Origin of the sequence: Spirillospora sp. NPDC046719, assembly GCF_040645715.1 — a bacterium.
Classification (GTDB): Bacteria; Actinomycetota; Actinomycetes; order Streptosporangiales; family Streptosporangiaceae; genus Spirillospora.
This window is the reverse complement of sequence record NZ_JBEYYT010000039.1, coordinates 1-24,148: the sequence shown is the minus strand read 5'-3', so window position 1 is coordinate 24,148 and position 24,148 is coordinate 1. Positions and strand designations below refer to the sequence as shown.

The window sequence follows — 24,148 nt, the reverse complement described above, 5'->3', positions numbered from 1 at the left end:
ACCCCCCCCCCCACCCCCCCCCCCCAACCACCACCCCCCCCACCCCCGCCGGCACCCCAGAAACCGCCCCCCCCCGCCGGGATAGTCGAGGCACGTCTGCAGGATCGCGAACAGGTCCGCCTTCGCCTCCGGCGACCGCGGGATGACGCCCGCGATGACCGGCGACAGCGCCCCGACCAGCCGCTCGCGGCCCCGCTCGTTCCGCATCTGCGGGATGCCGAGCAGATCGTCCACCATCTGGAAGAGCACCGGCACCGGAACCTCCGCGGGCGGCGCGAAGCCCCCGCCGTCATCGATCCGGTCGTCCTCCCCCGGGCCGTCCTCGCGCAACGCGACCGGCCCGCTGCGCGGCGCCGGAGCGCCGCCCGCCGCCGGGCCGGGCCGCATCCCCGGCACCATGATCCAGGCCTCGCCCTCGGTCTCCTTCACCTCGACCTCGACCCGGTAGTAGTCGTCCGGGTCGACGAGCCCCCGCCCGTGCCGCACCACGTCGTCGTACACCCGCCGCGACACGATCACCGCGATCGCCGTCTCCGCGGCGGCCACCGCCTCCTTCAGCGGCGCGGCGTCCAGCAGCCGGAACGTGTGCGTCAGCTCCGTCCCCACCACACCGCGCTCGTCCGCCCGCGCCTCCCCCACGTTGACGGCCACCCGCAGCCGCATCTGCGCCGCCTCGCTCGCCGCCCGGTTGTGGTGCCGCACCTCCGCGCGCAGCCGGTCCACCACCGTCGTCAGCAGCCGCTCCGCCCCGACCTCCGCCGGAAGGACGACCATCACCCCGTCGCCGCGGTCCTCGTGGTAGCAGTCGTCCAGCCGCACCCCGGCGCCGTCCGCGAGGCTCCGGTCGAGCCCCTCGTACATCGACCTCCGCACCCGCACCCGCACCGGATCGTCCCGCTCGGCCGAACTGAACCCGGCGATGTCGCACACCAGGAACGAGGACAACCCCCCGGGCCGCCACCCACCCGTCCGCGCCGCGTCGCCCACGAGCCCTCCCTTCCACCCCCTCAGCGTCCTCGACCGCCCTCGAGACCGGCAAGACCACCGGGAAAATCACCGGCGCGTCTTGTCCCGATCACCGCCTTCCGGGGGCGCCCCGCTCTATGATCGTCTCGTCGCGGAGGTGCCGTCCGCCTGAGCCGCGGGCTTAGGCTGGTGCCTTTGGGCCCACAGAGGAAGCGACGCCTTTCCGATTTCGCGGGACACGAGGGGGACGGCCGTGCCGGGTACTCATGGCAGCACATCGCAGTCCGTCGATGGCGCGATTGCCTTCGCCTGGGTCCGCCCCGACCGCGCCGCCCTCGACGCCGCCCTCGCCCGCCCCGCGGCGGCGCAGGGCACGGTCTTCGGCGAGGCCGTCCGCCGCGCCGGCACCGAGCGCCGCGAAGCCGCCCGGATCTCCGCGGGCTTCGACAACCGCCTCTTGTGACGATCGCCTCCGATGTGCGCGGCGGTGTCCCCCGAATGGCCGTCCAGCGGCCTCGACGTCGCGCGGCTGATCGGCGGAGGATGGCGTCCCGTCCCGTTCTCCGAGGTCGTCCTCAAGATCCACGGTCGCTGCAACCTGGCGTGTGACTACTGCTACGTCTACGAGGGCGCGGACCAGACGTGGCGGTCCCGCCCGCGCGCCATGGCCCCGGACGTCATCGCGAAGACGGCGGCACGGCTGGGCGAGCACGTCCGGGAGCACGCCCTGACGGACGTGTCGGTCGTCCTGCACGGAGGCGAGCCGCTGCTCGCGGGAAGGCCGGCGATCGCCGCGGCCGTGGACCGGTTCCGCGCCGCGCTGCCCGCGTCCTGCGACCTCGAAGTGACCATGCAGACGAACGGCGTGCTGCTCACCGACGAGATGCTCGCCATGCTCGACGACAACGACGTGGGCGTGGCCGTCAGCCTCGACGGCGACCGCGAGGGGCACGACCGGCATCGGCGCCGCGCCGACGGGCGGGGAAGCCACGCCGACGTGATGCGCGGGCTGAACCGGCTCGCCGCCTCGCACCGGCGGCTCTACCGGGGGCTGCTCTGCACGGTCGACCTCGACAACGACCCGATCCGGACCTACGAGGCCCTTCTCGAGACACGGCCGCCGCGCATCGACTTCCTCCTTCCGCACGGGACCTGGAGCGCCCCGCCGCCGCGCCGTCCCGCCGACGGCCAAGGCACCCCCTACGCGGACTGGCTCGTCCCGATCTTCGACCGCTGGTACCACGCGCCGCACAAGGAGACGGGCGTCCGGCTGTTCGAGGAGATCCTCAACCTGCTGCTCGGCGGGCAGAGCCGCAGCGAGAACATCGGCCTGTCGCCGGTCGCGATGGTCGTCGTCGACACCGACGGGACGTTGCAGCAGGTCGACACGTTGAAGGCCGCGTACGCCGGTGCGCCGGAGACGGGTCTCACGGTGTTCGGGAACAGTTTCGACGACGCGCTGACGCACCCCGGCGTCGTCGCCCGCCAGATCGGCGTGGCCGCCCTGTCCCAGACGTGCAGGACGTGCGCGGTGCGCGACATCTGCGGCGGCGGCGCCTACGCGCACCGGTACCGGGAGGGCGAGGGCTACCTGAACCCGTCGGTGTACTGCCCCGACCTGATGGCGTTGATCAGCCACATCGGACGTACCGTCCAGCACGACCTGGCCCTCGCGACGGCCGCGCCCGGCCGCTGACCCGGGCGGGCTCGCGGCAGGGCTCGCAGGGCGCTCACAGCGCGGTGGGTTCGATGTCGCATTCGAGGGGTTCGCCCCGCTCCGCCGCCCACACATCGGGATGATCCGCGCCCAGCACCTGCCTCAGCGCGGCCAGCGCCGGACCGGTGGCGCCCCCCTCTGCGCCCATGGCGGCGCGAGCGCGCGCCAGGTTCAGCTCGACGGCAAGCGAGTAGGGGTGCCGCTCGCCGAGGCAGCCGATCATCTTCTCCTGGACGCCGGACAGCAGCCGGGCCGCGGCCTCCAGCTCACCGAGCAGGTAGTAGTCGTTGGCGAGGCCGACGGTGGCGCAGAACGCGTAGTAGTGGTTCGGGCCGAGGACCCCCGCCTCGAGGTCCGCCAGCGCCGCCTGGTCCGTCTCCTGAGCCGCGTACACCTCCGCCAGCCGCCGCAGCACGACGCCGCGGTCGATCGCGCAGACCTGGACGAAGGGATGCCCGTCCCCCATCACCCGGCGGTAGCCGTCCAGCGCCCGGTCGATGAGCGGCAGCGCCTCCTCCGGACGCCCGATCGCGCAGGTGGCGAGCGCCAGGCAGACCCGGCTCGCGAGCGTGTTCGGATGCTCCTCGCCGAACCGCCGGACGTGGGCGGCGAACGTCTCGGTGGCCAGCCGGTGCGCCTCCACCGACCGCCCGAGCTTCCGCAGCGTCCCCGCGTGGCTCATCTTCGCCTGCAGGACGTGCGCATGGCCCGGTGCGAGGACGGGCCGGAGATTGGCCAGGCTCTCCGCCTGGATCCGGTACGCATCGCCGTACCTTCCCAGCGCGTGCAGGTCGCGCGCGAGGTTGTGGGTGGCGCGGAACCGCTGCCGGTACGCCTGGCCCTCGCCGCTCCACACCTCCCGGTCGATCTCGTGCGCCCGCTGGAACTCGCCCAGGATCCGCAGGTCGATGGCGAGGTTGCTGGCCGCGAGCCGGGTGTCGGTATCGGCGTCCCCGTGGATCCGGCGCAGGCGCCGCCAGGCGTCCAGGTCGATCTCGTGCGCCCTGCGGAACTCGCCGAGGAACCGCAGGTCCGCGCCGAAGCCGTTCGCGGCGAACAGGGTCTGGAGATTGTCGGCGCCGTACTTGCGGCGCGTCCGGGCGAGGTTGTCCTCGCTGAGGTCGGCGGCCGCCCGGTTGTCGCCGAGGCCGCGCAGGGCGTTCGCCAGGACGCGGGAGATGTCCAGGACGTCGTCGTCGTCGGGCCCGTACCGGTCGCGCCACCGGTGCAGCGCGATCTCCGCCAGCCGCCGGCTCCCCTCGTACTCCCCCGACTGGTAGAGGAACTTGGCCTGGTCGATGCCCACGTAGCGGATCCCGGGATCGTCCGCCTCGAAGACCCCGGAGGGGACGACGTGCGGGGTGATCTCGGAGCGGATCTCCCAGGTGGATTCCTCCTCCGGCTTCGCGCCGGGCGTCGCCGCGGCGAGGATCGCGTGCACCTGCGCCCGGACGCGGCGGCGGCCGTCGTCGCCGAGGCGGTCATCGAGGATCGCCCGGACGAGCCGGTGGACCTGGAGGCTGCCCGCCTCCTCGTCGAAGCGGGCGAGGGAGAAGCGGGAGATGTCGCGCATCGCGCCGCGCAGCCGGGCCTCGTCGGCGAGCAGCGCGGTCAGCTCGGCGGGCAGCTCCGCCGAGCGCCCGGCGGTCAGCAGCCCGCAGGGCACCGGTTCCGGGTCGAAGACGGCCCACAGCTCCAGCAGCAGGCCCGCGACGGGGTTCTCCTCGCGGAGGAGGTCGAGGTTGAGGCTCACGCCCGCTGCCAGCGGCCCGGGGAGCTCCTCGGACCCGCCGTTCCCGTTGAACTCGGTCAGGCGGCGGTCGAACAGCCGGAGGTACTCCTCGACGGTGCCTCCGGTGACGGCCTGCCACGCGGCCGCCTGGCCGACCGCGAGCGGGAGGTCCCCGACGCGTTCCGACAGCAGGTCGGCCTCGGCCTCCGACAGCTCCGGCACCAGGCGGCGGAGCAGCGCGATGCTCTCGCTCCGCTCGAAGACGCCGACGTCGACGACCGACGCGTGCCGTTCCCAGCCGCGGTCGCGGGACGTCACCAGGACGTGCCGTCCGGGCCCCAGCCCTTTTCCGCCCCCGTCGACCGAAAGGGGGGTCAGCCGGACGACCTGGTCCGGATCCTGCGCGTTGTCGTAGATGAGCAGCCAGCGGCCATACGGGCGGCCGTCGCGCAGCGCGCGCAGGACGCCGTCCACGGTGTCCTTGATGTCGTCGCTCATCGGCATGCCGAGCTGGCGGGCCAGCACGGCGAGGGCCGCGCGTGCCGAGGTCGTCTGCTCGGCCGGAATCCACCAGACCAGGTCGTAGTCGCCGGCGTGGCGGTAGGCGTACTCGACCGCGAGGTTGGACTTCCCCTCCCCGCCCATGCCGAACTCCGACTCCGGCAGGAGCGCCGCCATCCCGTCCTGCAGCGCCGCCCGGATCGCGGTGAGGAGCCGGTCCCGTCCGGTGAAGTCGGGATTGCGGGCGGGCAGGCCGCTGCGGACCGCGGGCGCGGGCGCGGGGCCCTCCGGCCCGCCCGCGGCCGGGGGCCCGTCCGCCGCCTCGTCGCCCGCCCCGCCCCCGGTGCCGCCCGCACCGGCCACCGCACCGGTCGCCAGTTGCCGCGCCACCTCCCGGTACTGGCCGCCGAGGCCGGCCAGCGCCTGCGCCGCCACCTGCGCGAACGGCAGGTCCGGCGGAAGTCGCACCTCGCCGCGGCCCACCGCCGCGAGCAGTGCCGGGAAGTCCAGCGACGAGCCGATGCGCTCGCGGACGACGTCCCACACGGCGCGCAGCACCTGCTGGACCTCGCGCCTGCGCATCCCCTGCAGCAGGATCTCCCGGACGCCGTCGTGGAACTCGTAGGCGATCTCCTCCTCGCCGCCGTCCGCCGGGCGGCCGACCATCCGCAGCAGCCCGCTGAGGAAGACCTCGGCGAGGACGGAGGACGAGGAGGACGGGAGCATCGCCTGCTGGACGAGGCGCATGACGGGCAGCCGCAGCGGCGCGGCCGCCAGGTAGGTGGCGAGCTTGAACGCCGCCGGCGACGACGACGCCCGGAACTGCTTGACGCGGGTCTCCGCCGACATCGGCTCGCCGTCGGGCGGCGGCGCGTCGGCCACGGGCCGGCCGGTGAACAGCGCGGCGCCCATGATGTCCCGTCCGCCGTGCGCGACCATGTTCGCCCACGACCGCAGCCAGCGCTCGTTCAGCTCGACCACCGGGACCGGGACGCCGAGCGGGCGGCCGTCCGAGGGCTGGAGCGGCGCCCGCGTCACGGTGAGCCGCTCGTTGGGGAGGGCGGGCCCGGACGCTCCGAACCGCACCGGCTCGATGGCCGCGGGGGTCCGCCACCACAGCCGCTGCGGCAGCGGCTGCGCGATCGCGACGGTGCCCGTCCGGCCCCAGCGGCCGAGCAGCGCGGCGGCGCGCCCGTCCCGCCACGCCGCGCCGATGCAGTCGCTGACGACCAGGATGACGCGCCGGTGGCTCGGGTCGACGAGTTCGTCGGGGTCGCGGTCGGCGCTGACCCCGAACGCCGATCCGGTGCGCAGCGACAGCCGCTCGCCGCCCGTGTCCAGGTACCAGGTCCGCAGGTCGCGGAACGCGCCGAGCTGCTGCAGCAGCGCCCGCAACTCCTCGATGGTCTGCCGCCACACCACCATGGACGGCCCGACGTCCGCGACGAGGGCCAGGTCGTGCCGGCGGTCCCGCGCCGGGACCATGACGGGCTCGCACACGCCGGTCTCGGCGATCCGCTGCGCGGTCGCGGTCTCGTCGAGGATCTCGCGGGTCAGCGACGGGACGGTCGCGCGCAGCGGGCGCAGCGCCCGCGCCAGCGGCAGCGTCCGGGAGATGGCCGGCACCGCGGGCATGCGGACGGGGAACGACGCCGCCGGAACCTCCTGTCCCGCCATGTACAGGCCGGCCTCCGCGGGGCGCGGCGGCGGTGGCTCCGGCGGGGACGGCGTGGACGGCTCGCTCGGACGCCGCGACGGCGGCGGACCGGCGGTGCCGCCGTCCGGCCCGGCGGCACCGGCCGGGACGTGATGGGCCGGGCCCTCGTGCGTCCGGAACCAGGCGGCGAGCCAGAGCGCGTCGGCGATCTCCTCCGCCGTCGGCGGCGGGTCGAGCGCGCGCAGCGCCTCGACGAGCCGGCCGATCATCCCGCGCCGGGCATCTCGATCGGGCGGAGCACCGCGTCGAGGATCTCGTCCAGCCTGCCGTCCGGCGGCCTGCTGCCGGACGTCGCGAGGTAGACGGCGTTCAGCAGCTGGTCGGTGGCGAGGGCGCCGTCGGCGCGGCGCGCGAGGAACCGCTCGATGAGCTCCTCGCTCTCCGCCCTGGCGTCCGCGCCGAGATGCGCCTCGATGATCTCCGCGAGCCGGTCCCGGCCGGGCGGCTCGATCACCAGCCGGACGCAGCGGCGCAGGAACGCGGGCGGGAACTCCCGTTCCCCGTTGCTCGTGATGATCACGATCGGGAAGCTCGCGCACTGCACCTCGCCGTGCTCGATCGGCACGCGCGGGCCGCCGTCCTCGGTCATCACGTGGATCCGGGCCTGCTCCTCGGGCAGCCGCTGCAGCTCGGGGATGGGGAACCGGCCCTCCTCGAACACGTTGAGCAGGTCGTTCGGCAGGTCGATGTTGCTCTTGTCGAGCTCGTCGATGAGCAGGACGCGGGGGGCGTCGCCGGGCAGCAGCGCGGTGCCGAGCGGACCGAGGCGAATGTACCGGCCGATGTCGGGCGGATCGGCCGTGTCGGTGCGTCCGCCCACACCGCGCAGGCTCGCCTCGTGCAGCCGCCCGATGGCGTCGTAGTGGTACAGCCCGGACTCCAGCGTGGTGTTGCTGGTGATCGACCAGTACAGGACCGAGCCGAGACCGAGCTCGTACGCGACGTTGTAGGCCAGGGTCGACTTCCCCGACCCGGGCTTGCCCGTCACCAGCAGGGGGCGCCGCAGCAGCACCGCCGCGTTCACCTTGTCGATCACCGACTCGTCGGGCCGGTACGAGATCGCCTGCTGCTCCCGCCGCCCGCGCCCCCGGACCGCGTCCTCCGGGCTGAACCGGCGCCACGGCGGGGGCGGCGGCAACCGGCGCGCGCGATCGTGCGGCAGGCCGTCGCCGCGGTAGATGCGCCAGTCCCCGAGCGGGTCGCTGGATTCCGGTCCTGTCGTCATGGCGGGGCCTTCCGGTGCTATGCGGGGGGTCGGAGCCGGACGTACGGCTCGGGAATGCGGTCGGCGTCGTCGAACACCAGCGTCAGGTGGAGGCCGAGATGGCCCGTTCCCGCCTCCTCGGCTCCGGCGGACAGCGCCTGGCGGCGCAGCTCCATCGCCCGCCGGGGCAGCTTCATCAGATCGGCGGCCAGCAGGTCCTTGACCTCGCGGGCGAACCGGGCCGGGTCGCGGCCGTCCCGGCACCAGGCGATCACCGGGGTCCCGGACAGCAGCCCGACCCAGTGCTCGTCCGGCTCGTCGCTCGCCGCCCACGGCGGGAACGCCAGCGCGAGGACGGCCGGGGACTCCGACAGCTTGGAGAACAGCTCCTCCTGGTCGTACTCGCCGCGCCGGGTGACCAGGCAGACGGGCGCGTCGACCGAGTTGCCGCGCAGCACCGTCCACTTGCGCCGCCAGTCGTGGTGGACGGCGGCCAGCCGCATCCGGTCGAGGCTGCGCACGACCACCGGGTACTTGATCCCGATGCGGTGCTCGAACCCCGCGATCTTGATCTTGGAGTCCTCGACCGGGTGGCCGAGCAGCGGGCGCGGCAGCACGAACTCGACGGTGAGGTCGGGCGTGGGCCGGCCGACCACCGAGCTCTCCGCCGTCAGCAGCCGCTCCAGCAGCTCGGGGATCCGGCTGAGCGGCAGCGCCTCGTCGCTGCACTGCAGGGTGCTGCCGGGTTCGCGGTCCACCTGCAGCCACGCCGTGACGAGGTAGCGGTCCGGCTCCAGCGCGTCCGGCGTGCACGCGATGATCAGGTAGGTCTCGGACGGCTCGGCCCGCGCCCGCGTCTCGACCTCGGCGTTCTGCCGCTGGAACAGCGCGTCGTCGACGCCCTGGAACACCGCCTGCCTGCGCACCCAGTCGCGGATGGCGGGCGCCGTCGGCTGGGCGGCGTACCGGGCCAGGTCGTCGGCGAAGATCAGCAGCGGCGGCACCCCGTCGCGTCCTGCGGGGATCTCCTCTAACAGGGCGACGACGTCGTGGAGGCTGCGCATCTCCCGGTCCAGCAGCGGCCACGCGGGTCCGACGGCCCGCCGGTACAGCATGGGGAACCGGCTCAGATGGGTCAGCCCCGGGTCGAACTGCTCCAGCGAGGTGATCAGCTGGTGCAGCTCCCGCCGCGCGTCCTGGCCGAGCCACGGTTCCGGGATCAGCTCGCGGACGAGGTCGCGCAGCGCCGCCACGGAGAGGCTGCCCTTGTAGAACCGCTCCAGGTTCCGCACCAGCGCGTGCGCCGCGCCCGGGTAGTTGAGCAGGACGTCGACCAGCGCCCACACGTCGAGCCGGTCCTGGTCGTGGTGCTCGAAGGGGAGCCGGTGCCCGAGATCGCGCTCCAGGGCCGCCAGAAGCACCTCACGCCCCCGCCGGACCCTCATCCCGTCGATGCGCAGGATCGCCTCGACGAGCCGATGCTGATCATCGACGTTCAGCGACGTGATCAAACGCTCCGCCTCCGACCGAAGGGTGCCGAAAAGAACGCCCGCCGTTTCCGATGCCGGAAGCCTACCTCCGCCGCGCCCGTCGGTTGGATGCCGTTCCGGCAACTCTGAAGCGGCCGGAACAGGCCGTCCGCAATGCGTCACCCAGCACAATCCGAACGGCCCGGAGGTGATGTCCGCCCGGCGGGCTCGCCGCTAACCGTCCTCGCCCGCCGGCACCGCCGCGCCGTGCACGGGCAGCGCCGTTCCAGCCGCCGCACGCCCGCCCCACCTCGCGCGCTGCCTCCGCCACCGGAAATCCGGCCTCGGAAGCGACCATACGGCGACCAAGGCGATAAAGAACAGGAGCGTCACGAGGGTCGGCTCCCCGGCCGGATTCGGCCTGCGCACCAGGCATAAGACGGCGGCGACGATGCCCAGGAACGTTCCGGCCACGAGAAAGGCCGTCGGACGGGGCCCGAAGAACTTGATCACATAACCGCTGGCGGAGGCCCCGAGCGTCACGGCGCCCGTCGTCAGGAACTGGAGGACCCCCTCCACCCGGCCCAGGACGTCTTTCGGAATGGCCTTGCTCTGGTGCACCGCCAGGGCGACGTTGATGTAGGCCCCCATGAAACTGCAGGCCCCCCAGGCGCACATTCCGATCACCGGATCGCCCGTCATCGCGACGATCACCACGAACGGCAGCCAGGCCGCCACGCACCACTTGACCGTCGCCTGCGGCCGGAAGCGCCGCACGATTCCGGGCGCGGTCATGGCCCCCAGGAAACCGCTGACCCCCGACGTCGCGAGAAGGGTGCCGATGAGCGACCCGGAGAGATGATTCCGCTCGGCCTCGACGACGAGCAGCAGAATGATGATCTGGAAGCCGATGTTCGCGACCGCGCACGCGACGATCGACGAGCAGAGGAAGCGGTCACGACTTATCCAGCCGAATCCTTCCTTGAAATAGGGGGTCATCTTCCGCATCGGCCCCCGGAGCCCCGACCCCCGTGTTGGTTCAAAGGACTGGAGATGCTTCGTTCGCAGAAAGCGAAGGGAAACAACGGAGACGAAGGACGTCAATGCGTCGAGCACATAGGGAAACGCATGGCCCAAGGAGAAGAGCAGTCCGCCGACCGGCCGGCCGAGGACCAGGGCCAGATGGTGCCGGGCCTCGCTCTTGCCCATCGCGTTCTCGGCTTCTCCGTCCGGCACCACGTGCCGGACGGCCGCCATCTCGGCTATCCGGAAGAAGACCGCGCAGGAGCCGTCCACCACCGCGGCCACGACGAGGAACGGCCAGGGCTCGGGGACGGTGAAGAGGCCGACGAACAGCACGATGGAGTTCAGCACCCGGATCAGCTGGCTGCGCAGCATGATCCGGCGCCGGTCGCAGCGATCGGCGATCAGCCCGGCGGGCAGGTGCAGGAACAGTCCGGGCAGGGTGCTCGCGGCCGCGACCCAGCCGGCGACGATCGGCGAGTCCGTCAGCGCGAGCGCCAGCAGAGGATTGGCCGCGGCCGCCCCGAGCGTGCCGAGTTGCGAGAACGCCGATCCGCCCATCAGCAAGGTGAAATCGCGGCGCCACACCCGGTCCTGCGCTTCTGCGGACTCCCCGGTCCGTGAGTCCTCGGCCCCGCCGCCGCCCCGCACGTCCGGTTCGGGTGGGGCGGTGCTCACCTCTGACTCTCCTTGCTCCGACCGTGGTCACCGTCCGAGCGCTCCGCAGCTCCGACGTCTTATCATATTGCCCAGCAGGATTACGAGCTAAAGTCAAAGCTGAGCATAAAATTTCGCCAGGACTCGCCAAAGAAACCCGGTTCATCCGCTTTCCCGGCAACCGGATTCAGTCGCGCACGGATCCTAGCAGCAGACATATGCGTCCCCGTAGAGGGGAGCGGTCACCAAGAAGCGGACAATAGATCAGCGAATACGCCATGGGCGCCATACTTCTATTTCGCCACTAAACCGGACGAACAGGAGCTTGGACTTCAAAATCCAGCGTTCGTCACACGAGGGCACGACTGTTCACGGAGAACACAGGCCACGAAGGGCCGGAGGCCCCTGTGCCTACGCGGTGCCGGTCAGGGCGCGCTTGGCGATGAGGGCCTCGCGGTTGCGGCTGTCGTGGCCGAGGACGTCCTCGAAGACCGCGCGGGCGGCGCGCGTCCTCCCGGAACGCCAGAGCGCCTGTCCGAGCGCGGTCTGGATCGACAGCTCGTGCGGCAGCCGGCTCGCCGCCGCCTGGAGCTGCCGGACGGCCTCTCCGGCGTCGCTCGCCAGCAGGATCCGGCCGATTCCGGCCAGGAGCCAGCCGACCGCGGCGTTGTCCGGAATGGCCTCGCAGATCGTGGCGGCCTTCCGGTAGCGCATTATCGCCGTCGGGGCGTCCCCCTGTTCGTAGGCGATGTCGCCGAGGAAGGTGGTCGCGGTGGCGAGGACCTTCATGTCGCCGCCTTCGCCGCAGGCGCGGACGGCCGCCTCCGCATGGCGCCGCGCGAGTTCCGCGTCGCCGTCCAGAAGCGCCAGCCGCGCCTGGTGCAGTCGTATCGAAGGTCCCGGGCGCCTGATCGGGACCGCTCCGCCGCCGAGCTTCCCGATCGGCTCGATCAGCCGGGGATGCTGCAGCTCGAAGTACCGCGCCCCGTCGCGCAGGCGCGCCCGGACGAGGTGATGGTCCTGCACCGCGTCGACGACCGCTTTGGGGACGTCGTCGTACAGGCGCGACTCGGGCACCCCGGCGCGCCCCCAAGGCCCGCCGAACACGCCGCGGAACCAGGACAGGACGTTCGCCGCCCGGATGCTCTGGTCGGCCGCGATCGTGGCGAGACCGTGCGCGCAGAACTCCCCCAGCACCCGGTTCACCTCGCCGCGCAACCGGTCCGCGGAGACCTCGGTGTCGCCGGGCAGGTCCTCCCACAGGCGCGCGCAGACGAGTTGCAGCAGCACCGGCTCGACCCGCGAGGTGGTCTGGACGGCGCCCGCCATCCGGACCGTCCGCAGTTCCCGCACCAGCGCCTCGGCGAGGTCGCCGTCGCTCCGGCCGGCGCCGCGCATCAGCGCCTCCGCCGCCTCGCACGCCGCCTCGGGCGTCAACGGCTCCAGCGAACACGTCGCGGGCGACTCCTGGCCCAGCCGGCCGGCGAGTTCGAGGACCTCGTCGAGGGCGTCGTCGCGGACGACCAGGAGCAGGTGCAGGTCCGGCTCCTCTTTCATGACGGCCGCCAGGTCGTCGAGGAGCTCCCGGCGGTGCCGTTCGTGCCGGGACGAGGTCCGCAGGAGACCTTCCGCCCCGTCGATGGCGGCGAGCGTGGGGAGCTGCCTCCCGAACCGGTCGACCCGGCGGTGCTTGCGCAGGAACGCGCCGATCGGCAGTTCGGAGATCTGCACCGGCGACGCGCGCGTGTACCACGAGGCCAGCAGCGCCAGCCGGAAATGGTTGTGCTCCGGCAGGGCCGCCACCGGGAACGACGGCCGGTACGCGACATGCGCGACGGGCAGCACATTCGCGTCCTGGTCCCGCAACCGCGGGACGACGCCCGCGCGCAACAGCGAGGTCTTGCCGACACCGGCACCGCCGTGCAGCACGGTGAGCCGGTTCTCCTCCCAATTCCGCAGAACCTCGCGCGTCTCCGTGGTCCTGCCGCGGAAGAGGTCCCGATGCGTTTCATCGAGCGCGCGCCCGCCCGCATGCGGACCCGGAGAGCCGAAGGGAGACTGCGCGATCATCATTCCGTCCCATGAGCAGGCACCCGTGGAAAGATGTGCCGGCAAGCTCACCCGAGCGTAGCGCACGGCCGACCGAATGGTCCCGGTAACGCCCCGAAGAACGGACGCCGTCGCCTCGCCTCTATGCCCTGGTCGCCGCCGTCTTCCCGCTCGGCCGCCGTGACATCTTGTTGTCGAACCCGGCCCTTGCGGTACCCGGCTTCAACAGCTCCAATCCGACTCGCCGCATCCCTGGAGAGAAGCCGGAAGCGGTGGCGGCCTCGAGGGTCTCACGGGCGAAGCCGAATGAGCGGTTCTGCATCCGTACCTCCTCTGTACCGGTGCCACAGAGGTCCCGCCAGTGCGTTTCTCCCGGACACCGCAAGGTGATCAGGACCATCGTCTCAAAAAGCGGCCCTGGGCACCAGAGCGGCGCCACCTGCGCCCCTCTCTATTCGGACAGCCTGTGAACGCCGTATAACGACGTCCGAAAAAGGGAGCCCGATCAACGTGTCACCTGACACAGACTGGTACGAGCAGCTTCAATACACTATCTTCATTGACGGAATTACTTGACCACGACGTGATGCGGTGTGTCCGGTGGGGGCGCCGGCATGGCGCAGGGGGATCGAGTGACCAACGCACAGCCGGATTCATCGTTCGCCACGGATCGCGTACCCCAGATCTGGGGCAAGGTCCCTCCCAGGAACAAGAACTTCACCGGCCGGACGGACCTTCTCGAGCGACTACGCGGAGGCCTGGCCAACAGGGTCACCGCCGTGGTCCCGCACGCGTTGCACGGTCTCGGTGGCGTCGGAAAGACCCAGATGGCGGTCGAGTACGCCTACCGGTACAGATCGGCGTACGACCTCGTCTGGTGGATCCCGGCCGACCAGCCCGTCCTGGTCCGTTCCTCTCTCGCGAGCCTCGCGCAGCCCCTCGGCCTTCCCTCGGCCTCCGTGAGCGGCGTCGAGGACGCCGCCAACGCCGTCCTTGACGCGCTGCGCCGCGGCGAGCCCTATACCAACTGGCTGCTGATCTTCGACAACGCCGACGAGCCCGAGGAACTGACCGAGACCCTCCCGCAGGGCCCCGGACACGTCCTGATCACCTCGCGGAACCACCGCTGGGCGGGCGTGGTCGACGCGGTCCCGATCGACGTCTTCACCCGCGAGGAGAGCATCGAGTTCCTCACGAGGCGGGTTCCGCGCGGCATCAGCGAGGAGAACGCCGACAGGCTCGCGGAGGAATTGGGCGACCTCCCGCTCGCCTTGGAGCAGGCCGGGGCGCTCCACGCGGAGACCGGCATCCAGGTGGAGCAGTATCTGCAGCTCCTCGAAGAGCACACCAGCCAATTGCTCTCCCAGGGCAAACCGACCGAGTATCCGGTGTCGATGACGGCCGCCTGGGCGCTCTCCGTCGCCAGCCTGGAAGAGAAGATGCCCGAGGCGCTGGACCTCCTGCGCTATTGCGCGTTCTTCGGTCCGGAGCCGATTCCGCGCGACAGCTTCAGCAAGGTCGTTCCCGGCCTCAGCCCGGGGCTCACGACACTGATCAGGGACCCCATCAAGCTGAGCCGGGCCATCGGCGAACTGGGGCGCTTCGCTCTGGCGAGGCTCGACATTCCGGCCCGGACGATCCAGGTCCACCGGCTGATCCAGGCTCTCGTCCGGGACGAGGTCTCGGAAGCGGACCAGGAGCGCCTCCGGCACGAAGTCCACTTGCTGCTGGCCGCCTACACGCCACCGAATCCGAACGACTCGAGCAACTGGGGCAAGTTCCTGAACGCGCTCGGGCATATGGAGCCGGCGGGCGTCGCCGAATGCGCCGAGCCCTCGGTCCGCGACTTCTGCCTCCAGATGATCACGTACCTGTACGCCTCGGGAGACGTTTCCTCCGCTCAGTCGTTCGCGGAGTCGTTCCTCGAAGTGTGGACGGCCTCGTCCGGGACCGACCACGAGGACGTCCTGAAACTGCGCGTGGAAATGTGCAACATCACCCGCGAACTGGGGCTGTACGAGGAAGCCGCCACGCTCGGGGCGCAGACTCTCGCCATGGCCGAGAAGGCCCTCGGCCTCGATCACGACACCACGCTGCGCGCGCTCCGGGGACGCGCGACGGACCTGAGGGCGAGCGGCGACTTCCAGCAGGCGCATCAGATCGACGACGACGTGCTCCGCCGCTTCGAGTCGAAATTCCCGGACGACGAGTGGAGCATCTGGCGCGCCAAGAACAGCGTCGCGCTCGACCACGGTCTCAAGAGCGACTACACGAACGCCCGTCTCCTTCTTGAGCAGGTGTACCTCGAGGTACTCGAAACGGGGAAGGCGGCTGGCGACCCCGCCTCCTATCTGAACATCTACACCGGGCTGGCCCGGGCGGTGCGGCTCGGCGGGGACTTCTCCGAGGCGTGCGACCTCGGGGAGGACGCCTACGCGTTCGGGATCGAGGAGTTGACCCCCGACCATCCCTGGACGCTGCGCACCGGCAAGGACCTCTCGATCGCGCGGCGGCGCGCGGGCGACTACGAGCGCGCTCAGGAGATCGCCGAGGACATCCACCAGCGGTACGTGCGCGCCTTCGGCATCGACCATCCCGACACGCTGGCGGCGGCGACCTGCCTGGCGAACATCCGCCGGACGCTCGGCAAGTTCGAGGAGGCCATGAACCTCGCCGAGGACACCGTCCGCCGCTACCCGCGCGTCTACGGCGCCGACCACCCGTACAACCACGCCTGCGCGGGGAACCTGGCCATCCTGCAGCGGGTCACCGGCGACCCGCAGGCGGCGCGGAAGACCAACGAGGACGCGCTCGCCGGGCTGGAGCTCAAGCTGGGCCGCGACCACCACTACTCGCTGACCGTCGCCCTCAACCTGGCCAGCGACCTGGCCGCGCTGGGCGAGAACGAGTCGGCGTACCGCCTCTGCTCGGGCACGCTGCGCCGGCTGAGCGCCCTGATGGGCGAGGACCATCCCGTGACGCTCTCGGCCGCGGCCAACACCGTCGCCGATCTGCGCACGCTGGGCCGTGACGAGGAGGCCGAGGCGCTGTTCGCCGACACGGAGCAGCGCTACCGCCGGACGCTCACGCTGGAGCACCCCGACGCCAAGGTCTTCCTGGAGGGACGGCGGCTGGACGCGGACTTCGACCCGCCGCCGATCTAGCCGACGGCGGCCGCGGGCCGCGCGGGCGAGCCGTCCAGGTCGCGGCTCAGCACGTCGCGGATGTGCGTGATCAGCTTCAGCAGGTCGCGGCAGTACACCGACGGGTTCCGGAAACCGGTGCCCGACTTGTACCGGTGCGGGTAGAGGCCCGCGCCGCACACCTCGTGCGCCTCGCAGGCGAGGCACTGGGCCGACAGCGCCTGCCGGCCGATCTGCCGCGCGGCGACGGACGGCAGCGACAGCACGGTGTCGAACGGGTCGCGGGACACGTGCAGCCGGGTGCCGGCGGCCCCGTCGTAGGCGGACTTCAGCGAGTCGACCTGCTCGATCTCGCCGTTGGTCTCCACCACGGCGATGGCCACCGGGGACAGGCCCACGGCCTCGCTGGCGGACATCCGGCCGAACAGCAGCCGGATGATCTCGCTGAACAGCCGGATCCGGACCTGGTCGGCGTCGCGCCCGTACCAGCGGTCGAAGATGGCGATGAGCCAGTCGCCGTACGGCGTCGACTCGTCGGGCGGACGGCCGGGCGGCGGCGTGTCCCAGTTCCCGTGGGGCAACAGGAAGTCCATCTCCGGCGGCTCGAACGCCAGCAGCGCCTCGTAGGTAGCGAGCGGGTCGTTGCGCAGTTCGATCGTGCTGAGCAGGCCGCCGAACAGGTGCCGGTACGGGGTGCCGGTCAGCCGCTCCAGGCCCGTCCGCACGTCCTGGTAGCTGCCCCGCCCGTTCGCGCGCCGCCGGTGCCGGTCGTGGCCTTCCTCGTCGCCGTCCACGCTCACGCCCACGCTGACGCCGTGCTCGGCGAACAGGTCGAGGAACAGCTCGTCGAGCAGGACGCCGTTGGTCTGCACGCTGAACCCGACGCGCACGTCGGGCTCGCAGGCGGCGCGGATCGTCTCGACGGCGTGCCGCAGGTGCTCGACGCCCGCCAGCAGCGGTTCGCCGCCGTGCAGGACGACCTCGACCTCGGGCAGCAGGTTCATCCGGGCGTGCTCGGCGATGCGCTCCGCCGCCCAGCCGACGACCTGCCGCGACATCCGCCGGGGCTGGCGGCGCCAGCCCTGGTCGGCCATCTCGTACATGTAGCAGTAGTCGCAGGCCAGGTTGCACCTGCTGTGCACCTTGAGGATGAAGTCGCGGATCGGGGTGGGCCGCCAGCCGCGTTCGAGGAGGGCGCGCACGTCCAGAGCGCCCGGCCACTCGATCTCCTGGCCGGGTTCATCCCTGCGGACGCCCACGCTTGCCGACCTCCTAGGTGAGACCAAGACGCGGCGCTGCGCTTGTATTTTGTACTGGTATATCGGGCTTACATGATCAATAAACGCGATCAACTCTCGTTCGTCAAGGCCCACCGCTCATGGTCCCGCCACGTTCCGTCGATCTTGATGTACGCGGGCGAGAACCCCTCCCGGCGGAAGCCGAGGCGCGCGGCCAGCCGCAGGGACTCCGCGTTCCCCGGCTGGATGTCGGCCTCCACCCGGTGCAGCCCCAGCCGCTCGAAGGCGTACCGGACGGCCAGGGCCACCCCCTCGGTCATGTAGCCCCGGCCGGCGTGCGGCAGGAACGCCGCGTAGCCCAGCACCCCGCGCTGGTACGACCCGCGGACGATCTCGTTGATGTTCACCATGCCCGCGAGGTCCCCGCCGTCGCGCAGGCAGACCACCATTCCCACCGCGGTCACCTGGTCGAACCGCGCGAGGTAGGCCGCGAACTCCGCCGCGGACCGGGGCAGCGCCACCCACGGCCGGTGCAGGCCCTCGCTCGCCTCCGCGAGTTCGAGGAACCGGGCCTCGTCGTCCGCCCGCACCCGCCGCAGCAGGACCCGGGTGCCCACCGTCAGCTCCACGCTCACCCGCGAAATCTACGCCACTCCGGGCACTTCGCCCTTACCCTCCCCCCGGAACCCGGGGCAGGGCGGCCGGGACCGGCGCAAGCCCGGCCGGGACGCATCCGAGCCGGGCCCGGCCGACGCTCTGCGGTTCCGAGAAGGTCAGTGTGCCAACGCGCGGGTGTGGAGGGCGGTGACGGCCTGGCGGGCGGAGAGGATGGCGCCGTGCTGCCAGGCGTCCATGTAGGAGAGCCAGTCGCCCGCGTAGAGGACGCGGCCGGTGGGCGCGGTCAGCGGCTTGAGGACGGGGGCGTCGGGAGTCCAGCCGGGGAGGTTGTGCCAGGCGCCTTCGATGTGCGGGATGTAGCGCCATGACTGGGAGAAGGACGAGGCGAGTTCTGTCCGGTACTTGGCGCCGTAGATGCGTTCGCCGAGGGTGACGGCGCGTTCCTGGCGCTGTCGCGGGGTCATCTTGCCGTACTTGTCGGCGGTCTCGTCGTAGTTGTAGTAACCGACGATGACACCCCGCCCCTCATGGAAGCCGTGCGAGGGGTGCCAGACATGCGTGAGGTCGAGGTCGGTCTCGGTGATGCCGCCGTAGATGCGGTGGTCGGTCTCCCACCACCGGCTGCGGTACTCCAGTCCGATCTTGCTGGCGGAGGCGGGGGTGATGGCCCGCAGGGCCGCCTGGACGTCGTCGCCGAGGTTGTGCGGGAGCCCGGCCAGCAGGTGCGGGGGCATCGCGGCGACGCAGTAGTCGGCGTCCAGGGTCTTCTGGCGGCCCGCGGCGTCGGTGTAGTGGACGGTCACGCCGTCCGGCCGCTGCACGAGACGGGAGGCGGCGCAGCCCAGCTTGACCTTGCCGGGGCCGATGGCGCGCGTCAGCGCCCTGGGGATCTGGTCCATGCCGCCGACCGGCTGGAACATCAGCATCGCCTGGTCGTACTCGAACTCGAAGGAGAAGTAGCGTCCGACGGCCGACGCGAACACGTCGGAGACGCCGGGAACGGTACCCAGCGGCGTGCCGGGCTGACCGGCCGCGCCGGGGTAGACGCCGAAGCCGCGGTTGGTGCCGCCCTTGTAGGCGAAGCCGTCGGACTTGCCGCCGATCTGGCCCCAGTCCTCCAGGAACGACAGCAGCGCGGCGCGGTCGTCGCCGGTCAGCTCGGCGTCCAGGGCGCCGCGGCCGGTGGCCTTGGCGAGCAGCTCGCTCACGTAACCGTAGACGTCCGCCTTGGCCGTCCGGTAGCGCATGGGGTGCCCGGGCTTCATGCCGGAGGACTCGTTGTAGATGTAGGCGTCGGCGTTGACGTTGGTGAACACCTCGATCGGGACGCCGAGTTCCCTGCAGTAGTCGAGCGTGACCATCCACTGGGCGAGCCTCGCGGGACCCGCGTTGAGGTACTGCCCTTCGCCGAAGCGGGCGACCTGCTTGTTGCCGAACAGGTCGGTCTGCTCGGTGCCGCCGCGCACCGTGAAGTTGCGGCCGCCCGTCCGGTCGCGCGGCTCCAGGATCGTGCAGCGGTATCCGGCCTTGCCGAGTTCGTAGGCGGAGACGAGGCCGGCGATGCCGCCGCCGAGGATGACGACGCTGGCGGCGCTGCGCCCGGTGAGGTGGAAGTCGGCGGGGCTGAGGGGCCGGAAGGGCGGCGTGGCCGCGGTGGCCTCGGCCGGTGCGAGGCCGAGCGCCCCCATGGCCGCGAACATCGTGCCGGCACCGCCGGTCAGCCCCACCGCGCGCAGGAAGCTCCTGCGCGTCTGCCCGTGCCGCGTCCGCTGGATCTGTGCCAAGGCGCATCTCCCCACATGAAGATCGTCCGTCGATGCGCCGACGATCTTCATTTTGGAACGTTTCGGGCAGAGTGCTCCCCTGTGAACTTCATGTGTCCTGACCCCGCGAACACGCGAACGGCCCGACCGCAACGGAACGGAAATCGCGGAGATCCGCCCTCCCCGCGGGTTTCCATATCCTCATTCAGCTCAACCGATGACCGTCGTTGGTTTCATATCAGTACCTGGATCTGATTTCAGAGACGGAGTTCCCCGCGTCGCACCGAGCCGCCGATCGCCATGCGCAGGTAGGCAGCAGAGGCTTCTGACGGCGACCGGGATCAGGCTGGTCGCGGCCGGGTGGATCTTGCCGCCTTCGGCGCCGCCACCCGAAGACGTTTTTTCTCGCCTGGTCCAACATATCCGCAATATCGGCGCGCAAATAGAGAACCAACTGCACCAGTGCGATCTGGTGATTCTGGAGGGCTCGTCGGGTCGCCCCGATCTGGCGTTCGAGGTCGGTTTCGTACGGCGTGCCGATATCCCGGTCATCGTCCTGAGGCAGGAGGACACCCGACGCACTTCCCGAGGATTTCAGTTCCCGGCATGACCGGACGGTTCACCGCGGGAGGGGCTCCACGGGCGCAGGCGGGATGCCGGCCAGGCAGGAGGTGTCGCCCACCCGAAGGCGGCGGATGAAACCGGACTCGATCGCGGCCGCGCAGCCGCTGGGTTCGTGTTCGGCCACGTGACCGACGTTGGGCACCTCTACGACCGTGGACCGCGGGAACCGGCGGGCGGCCTGCCGGCCTTGCTCGGTCGGGGTGTTGGCGTCCAGGTCGCCCGACACCACCAGCACCGGGACGTCGGGGAGGGGGCCGCTGGTCGGCTGGACCGGGCCGTGCCGGTCGGGCCAGCGCACGCACGCGTTGCCCCAGCTGTAGCTCACGCCGGTCCAGGCTCGTTTGCCGAACGGCCAGTACGTCCGCTCGGGAATCGCCGCGAGCCCGGACGAGAACTGCCGGAGCCTGGCCGCGACCGGCGCTGTGCGGTTCCAGGCCGTCGGGTAGTCGTTGCACATCACCGCCGCGGCCTGCTCGGGGTTGAAGAGCTGCTGCTCGTCCTGACGGAGCGCCGACCCGCTCAGCGGCGCCACCTGACGGGCGGCCTCGATCAGCGGCGCGTTGTCGCCGTGGAGGGACCTGCGGACCATCGCGGGGACGCCGCCGATTCCCTCGGGGGCCGAGCCCGCCAGGCCGTAGACGATCGAGGCCAGCGCGGTGTCGTCCAGCCGCCGCTGCTCCTCCCCCAGCGTGTAGGTGATCGGCCGCGTCCGCAGCCTCTGGGCGAGCCGCGCGACGTCGCGCAGGACCTCGTCGCCGTCGCAGGCGCCCGCACTGCGCTCGCACACCAGTCGCAGCGTTCGGCGCGCGGCCCGCGCGTTGGGGCGCGCCCACATGTCGAAGTCGAGCGGGTAGGCGCTGGAGAGCACGATCGAGCGCACATGCCTGGAATGCCGCTGGGCGTAGACCGTCATGAGGTAGGTGCCGTAGGACTCCCCGAGCAGGTCGAGCCGATCGACGCCCAGATTGGCCCGGATGGCGTCGATGTCGTCGGCGATCTCGGCCGAGGTGTAGCCGCGGGCGCGGGTTCCGAGCGTCCGGCCGCATTCACCGACCGCCCGCACGAAGCCGTCGCGGGTCGCGGGCAGCGAGGCCAGGGCCCCGCACCGGACGGGATCGGAGCGGTTGACGCCGCGCGGGTCGACGAGCAGCAGGTCGTGGTCCTGCAGCAGGCCGCCGAACATCCGGGCGTACTGGGACGCGGACGCGATCGCGGAATCCCCCGGACCTCCGGGGTTGAGCGCCACCGTCCCCTTGGCGGGCCGGGAGGTGTCGCGGTGCCTGATCAGGGCGTAGGCCACCGTGGTGTCCCCCAGGCCGGGACGGTCCCGCACCAGCGGCACCCGCACCGAACCGCACACCGCGCCGGAGACCGGCACGCAGCCGGCCGGCTCCCGCGCCGGCTTCTCGGCGTGTCCCGCCGGTGCGGTGAGCGCGGCACCGCAGGCGACGGCGGCGACGGCGGCCGCCACGCTTCCCGCCCTCTTCGAGATCGACTTCATGCTCGGAGTCTGGAAGGCGGCCGATCGGCCGCGCATCGTCCCCCATGGGGAACCGGCACCCCGGACTTGAGAGCCAGACGACGCGCGCGGCGCCGAAGGGACAGACTTGGCCCATGGAATACGTCGGGCGGGTGCCCGCGCCGCCACTCGACAGTTTCATCGACGACATCTACTGCCTGACCGGAGTGCCGCGCCACCGCCGGATGAACGTGCCGCCGATGCCGTCGGCGCACCTGTTCGTCAACCTGGGCGAACCGGCCCGCCTGTGGGACTCCGATCCTTCGGTGCCGCCGGCGCTGTTCGGCGGCGGATGGTTCATGGGCGTGTGGACCAGGCGTTTCCTCTTCGAGTACCCGGCACGGGTGCGTCTGGTCGGGGTCCACTTCAAGCCGTGGGGGCTCTCGCCGTTCATCGGCGTGCCGGCGGCCGAACTGCGGAACCGGTGGGTGCCCGCCGACGCCGTCTGGCGACGGTCCATCGACCGGATCCGCGACCGGGTCGGCGACGTCCCGTCGGCCTCGGAGGCGATTCGGGTCGTGGAGGAGGAACTGCGGTCGCGACTCGCCGAGGCGCCCCCGCGCGGCCTCGGCCTGGTCCGGCACACCGGCCTGCGGTTGGAGACCTCCTATGGCGCGGTCCCGGTCGGCGCGCTGGCCGACGGCGCCGGGGTGAGCGGCAACCACCTGGCCGCGCAGTTCAAGTCCCATGTCGGGGTCACCCCGAAGCGGGTGGCGCGGATCTACCGCTTCGCGCGGCTGATCCTGTCCGTGGACGCCCCGCGCCCCGTCGACTGGTCGGACCTCGCCCACGCGGCGGGCTACTTCGACCGGGCCCACTTCACCAGGGAGTTCAAGGACTTCACCGGCCACACCCCGACGGAGTACCTGGCCCTGCGGCGCCGGTTCCCCGCCGAGCCGGGGTTCCCGCCGGACGACGGCCCGATGCCCGCCGATTGATTTCTTACATGCCCGGTCGCTCCCCCGGACGACAGGATCGTGAGGCGAGGCCCGAGGACACCGGAGGAGAACCCGTGGGCGCAGTGATCATGCACAACGTGATGTCGGTCGACGGCTTCATCGCCGACGCGAACGACGAGGTCGGACCGCTCCACGACTGGTACTTCAACGGCGACGACCCGATCGTCGGAGGCGTCGACGAGCGGTACGACCATTCCGGCTCGGGCAGCCCGTTCAAGGTCTCCAGCGCGTCGGCGGAGTACGTCCGGTCGACGTGGCGGACGATCGGCACGATCGTGATGGGCCGCACCCTGTTCGACCTGGTGAACGGCTGGGAGGGACGGCCGCCCGCGGGTGACCACGTGGTCGTGGTGTCCCACCGGCCGAAGCCCGAGGGCTGGCATCCGGAGGCGTCGTACCACTTCGTCGACGACGTGAAGGCCGCGATCGACAAGGCCCGCGCCCTCGCCGGGGACCGGGCCGTCGCCGTGAACGCCGGGGACGTGGGCGCCCAGATCCTCGCTGCCGGTCTCGTGGACGAGGTGGCGATCGACGTGGTGCCGGTGGTGTTCGGCTCGGGCAAACGCTACTTCGGCGCCATCGACGGCCAGCACCTCCTGGAGGACCCCCACGTGGTCATCCAGGGCGAGGGCGTCCTGCACCTGAGGTTCAAGGTCCGCCGCTAGCCCAGGACACAGAGCGCACAGCAGAACGGCCCGGCCGGTTTCCCGGTCGGGCCGTTCTGTACTCGCTGGTGGAGGTGGCGGGAATCGAACCCGCGTCCTTCGGTGAAGAGCTAGGGCTTCTCCGGGTGCAGCCTGCTTGGCGTTTTCTCAGTCCCGGCGCTCACGCAGGCGTGTCGCCGACGGACTCAGTCGCTGTTGGTTTTCCCTACAGGCCCCGCGACCGGGCTTGCAGGTGGAGTCTCCTTACGATGCCAGACCCCGGTTCGGAGACGCTACCGGGCTGACAGAGTTCGCTCCTCGCTCAGGCGGCGAGGGCGAACTCGGACTGCTTCTTGTTGGCAGTTATTGGTTTGCTGTCACAGGATTAACGAGGTCACGACAGCAACCCTCGACCCGCTTCCCCTGGCTCGAACGACCGAAGTCGAAGCCGGTCACCCCCATGTTGAGTTGTCAACGCGGCCGCCGCAGGACGTCCGCACGATGACGGTACAAGGATAACGCCTGCGGGGGCAACGTAATTCCCCGCGGCCCGCGGGCCCCCCGAACGCAGGAACCCCGGTGGCGCGACTCGCACGCGCCACCGG

General features: G+C 71.5%; 15 protein-coding genes, 1 other RNA gene and 1 pseudogene. 6 read left to right on the top strand and 11 right to left on the bottom strand.

Annotated features, from left to right (window positions below; translation table 11 throughout):
• Nucleotides 1–123: 123 nt before the first annotated feature.
• Nucleotides 124–180: pseudogene (locus tag ABZ914_RS10065) on the bottom strand (hypothetical protein); the annotation flags it as partial.
• On the opposite strand from ABZ914_RS10065, the gene ABZ914_RS10060 reads away from it, so the two are divergent.
• The 3 genes from ABZ914_RS10060 to ABZ914_RS10050 all read left to right on the top strand — a co-directional run bounded on the left by ABZ914_RS10060 (nucleotide 155) and on the right by ABZ914_RS10050 (nucleotide 2,662).
• Nucleotides 155–448 (top strand): hypothetical protein, encoded by a 294-nt coding sequence (locus tag ABZ914_RS10060; RefSeq protein WP_500192670.1) that lies wholly within the window; start codon nucleotides 155–157, stop codon nucleotides 446–448. The pseudogene ABZ914_RS10065 and the gene ABZ914_RS10060 overlap by 26 nt on opposite strands.
• Before the next feature lie 771 nt (nucleotides 449–1,219).
• Nucleotides 1,220–1,429 (top strand): hypothetical protein, encoded by a 210-nt coding sequence (locus ABZ914_RS10055; protein ID WP_500192669.1) that lies wholly within the window; start codon nucleotides 1,220–1,222, stop codon nucleotides 1,427–1,429.
• 12 nt (nucleotides 1,430–1,441) lie between these two features.
• Nucleotides 1,442–2,662 carry an FxsB family cyclophane-forming radical SAM/SPASM peptide maturase gene (locus tag ABZ914_RS10050; protein ID WP_500192667.1) on the top strand — a complete coding sequence of 407 codons (1,221 nt, stop codon included), beginning with the start codon at nucleotides 1,442–1,444 and terminating at the stop codon, nucleotides 2,660–2,662.
• 34 nt (nucleotides 2,663–2,696) lie between these two features.
• On the opposite strand, the gene fxsT (ABZ914_RS10045) is transcribed toward ABZ914_RS10050, so the two are convergent.
• The 5 genes from fxsT (ABZ914_RS10045) to ABZ914_RS10025 all read right to left on the bottom strand — a co-directional run bounded on the left by fxsT (ABZ914_RS10045) (nucleotide 2,697) and on the right by ABZ914_RS10025 (nucleotide 13,056).
• Complete coding sequence (fxsT, locus tag ABZ914_RS10045; protein ID WP_500192666.1) at nucleotides 2,697–6,842, bottom strand: FxSxx-COOH system tetratricopeptide repeat protein; 4,146 nt, start codon at nucleotides 6,840–6,842, stop codon at nucleotides 2,697–2,699.
• Nucleotides 6,839–7,858, bottom strand: a complete 1,020-nt coding sequence (locus ABZ914_RS10040; protein WP_190862960.1) for an AAA family ATPase — start codon at nucleotides 7,856–7,858, stop codon at nucleotides 6,839–6,841. The genes fxsT (ABZ914_RS10045) and ABZ914_RS10040 overlap by 4 nt, the downstream gene beginning before the upstream one ends.
• A 17-nt stretch (nucleotides 7,859–7,875) precedes the next feature.
• Entirely contained in the window at nucleotides 7,876–9,348 is a 1,473-nt protein-coding gene (locus ABZ914_RS10035) for a VMAP-C domain-containing protein (protein ID WP_500192665.1), read from the bottom strand.
• 192 nt (nucleotides 9,349–9,540) lie between these two features.
• Nucleotides 9,541–11,007 carry an MFS transporter gene (locus ABZ914_RS10030; protein WP_500192664.1) on the bottom strand — a complete coding sequence of 489 codons (1,467 nt, stop codon included), beginning with the start codon at nucleotides 11,005–11,007 and terminating at the stop codon, nucleotides 9,541–9,543.
• Between the two features lie 390 nt (nucleotides 11,008–11,397).
• Complete coding sequence (locus ABZ914_RS10025) at nucleotides 11,398–13,056, bottom strand: tetratricopeptide repeat protein (protein ID WP_500192682.1); 1,659 nt, start codon at nucleotides 13,054–13,056, stop codon at nucleotides 11,398–11,400.
• Nucleotides 13,057–13,649: 593 nt separating this feature from the next.
• Between ABZ914_RS10025 and fxsT (ABZ914_RS10020) the strand changes: the two genes are divergently transcribed.
• Complete coding sequence (gene fxsT / locus ABZ914_RS10020; RefSeq protein ID WP_500192663.1) at nucleotides 13,650–16,199, top strand: FxSxx-COOH system tetratricopeptide repeat protein; 2,550 nt, start codon at nucleotides 13,650–13,652, stop codon at nucleotides 16,197–16,199.
• Here fxsT (ABZ914_RS10020) and ABZ914_RS10015 read toward each other — a convergent pair.
• The 4 genes from ABZ914_RS10015 to ABZ914_RS10000 all read right to left on the bottom strand — a co-directional run bounded on the left by ABZ914_RS10015 (nucleotide 16,196) and on the right by ABZ914_RS10000 (nucleotide 21,922).
• The gene (locus ABZ914_RS10015; protein WP_347256939.1) at nucleotides 16,196–17,437 is read right to left on the bottom strand and encodes an FxsB family cyclophane-forming radical SAM/SPASM peptide maturase; all 1,242 of its coding nucleotides are present in this window, start codon (nucleotides 17,435–17,437) and stop codon (nucleotides 16,196–16,198) included. The two genes, fxsT (ABZ914_RS10020) and ABZ914_RS10015, sit on opposite strands and share 4 nt — an antisense overlap.
• 89 nt (nucleotides 17,438–17,526) lie before the next feature.
• Nucleotides 17,527–18,051, bottom strand: coding sequence for a GNAT family N-acetyltransferase (locus ABZ914_RS10010; protein ID WP_347256940.1), 525 nt, complete (start codon nucleotides 18,049–18,051; stop codon nucleotides 17,527–17,529).
• A 138-nt stretch (nucleotides 18,052–18,189) separates the two neighbouring features.
• On the bottom strand, nucleotides 18,190–19,818 hold the full coding sequence (locus ABZ914_RS10005; RefSeq protein WP_500192662.1) for a flavin monoamine oxidase family protein: 1,629 nt from the start codon (nucleotides 19,816–19,818) through the stop codon (nucleotides 18,190–18,192).
• Between the two features lie 598 nt (nucleotides 19,819–20,416).
• A complete protein-coding gene (locus ABZ914_RS10000; protein ID WP_500192661.1) occupies nucleotides 20,417–21,922 on the bottom strand; it encodes an alpha/beta fold hydrolase in 1,506 nt (501 codons plus the stop codon).
• 113 nt (nucleotides 21,923–22,035) lie between these two features.
• Between ABZ914_RS10000 and ABZ914_RS09995 the strand changes: the two genes are divergently transcribed.
• Together ABZ914_RS09995 and ABZ914_RS09990 are read left to right on the top strand one after the other, a co-directional pair.
• Nucleotides 22,036–22,878 carry a DUF6597 domain-containing transcriptional factor gene (locus tag ABZ914_RS09995; RefSeq protein ID WP_500192660.1) on the top strand — a complete coding sequence of 281 codons (843 nt, stop codon included), beginning with the start codon at nucleotides 22,036–22,038 and terminating at the stop codon, nucleotides 22,876–22,878.
• Between the two features lie 74 nt (nucleotides 22,879–22,952).
• On the top strand, nucleotides 22,953–23,564 hold the full coding sequence (locus ABZ914_RS09990; protein WP_500192659.1) for a dihydrofolate reductase family protein: 612 nt from the start codon (nucleotides 22,953–22,955) through the stop codon (nucleotides 23,562–23,564).
• A gap of 66 nt (nucleotides 23,565–23,630) precedes the next feature.
• Here ABZ914_RS09990 and ssrA read toward each other — a convergent pair.
• Nucleotides 23,631–24,003: a transfer-messenger RNA gene (gene ssrA, locus ABZ914_RS09985) on the bottom strand.
• Nucleotides 24,004–24,148 lie beyond the last annotated feature (145 nt).

Bases quoted from the DNA above. Each gene is read 5' to 3' on its own strand.
- ABZ914_RS10060 (WP_500192670.1), top strand. From the start codon at position 155: ATGACCGGCGACAGCGCCCCGACCAGCCGCTCGCGGCCCCGCTCGTTC.
- ABZ914_RS10050 (WP_500192667.1), top strand. From the start codon at position 1,442: ATGTGCGCGGCGGTGTCCCCCGAATGGCCGTCCAGCGGCCTCGACGTC.
- fxsT (WP_500192666.1), bottom strand. From the start codon at position 6,842: ATGATCGGCCGGCTCGTCGAGGCGCTGCGCGCGCTCGACCCGCCGCCG.
- ABZ914_RS10040 (WP_190862960.1), bottom strand. From the start codon at position 7,858: ATGACGACAGGACCGGAATCCAGCGACCCGCTCGGGGACTGGCGCATC.
- ABZ914_RS10025 (WP_500192682.1), bottom strand. From the start codon at position 13,056: ATGATCGCGCAGTCTCCCTTCGGCTCTCCGGGTCCGCATGCGGGCGGG.
- fxsT (WP_500192663.1), top strand. From the start codon at position 13,650: ATGGCGCAGGGGGATCGAGTGACCAACGCACAGCCGGATTCATCGTTC.
- ABZ914_RS10000 (WP_500192661.1), bottom strand. From the start codon at position 21,922: ATGAAGTCGATCTCGAAGAGGGCGGGAAGCGTGGCGGCCGCCGTCGCC.
- ABZ914_RS09995 (WP_500192660.1), top strand. From the start codon at position 22,036: ATGGAATACGTCGGGCGGGTGCCCGCGCCGCCACTCGACAGTTTCATC.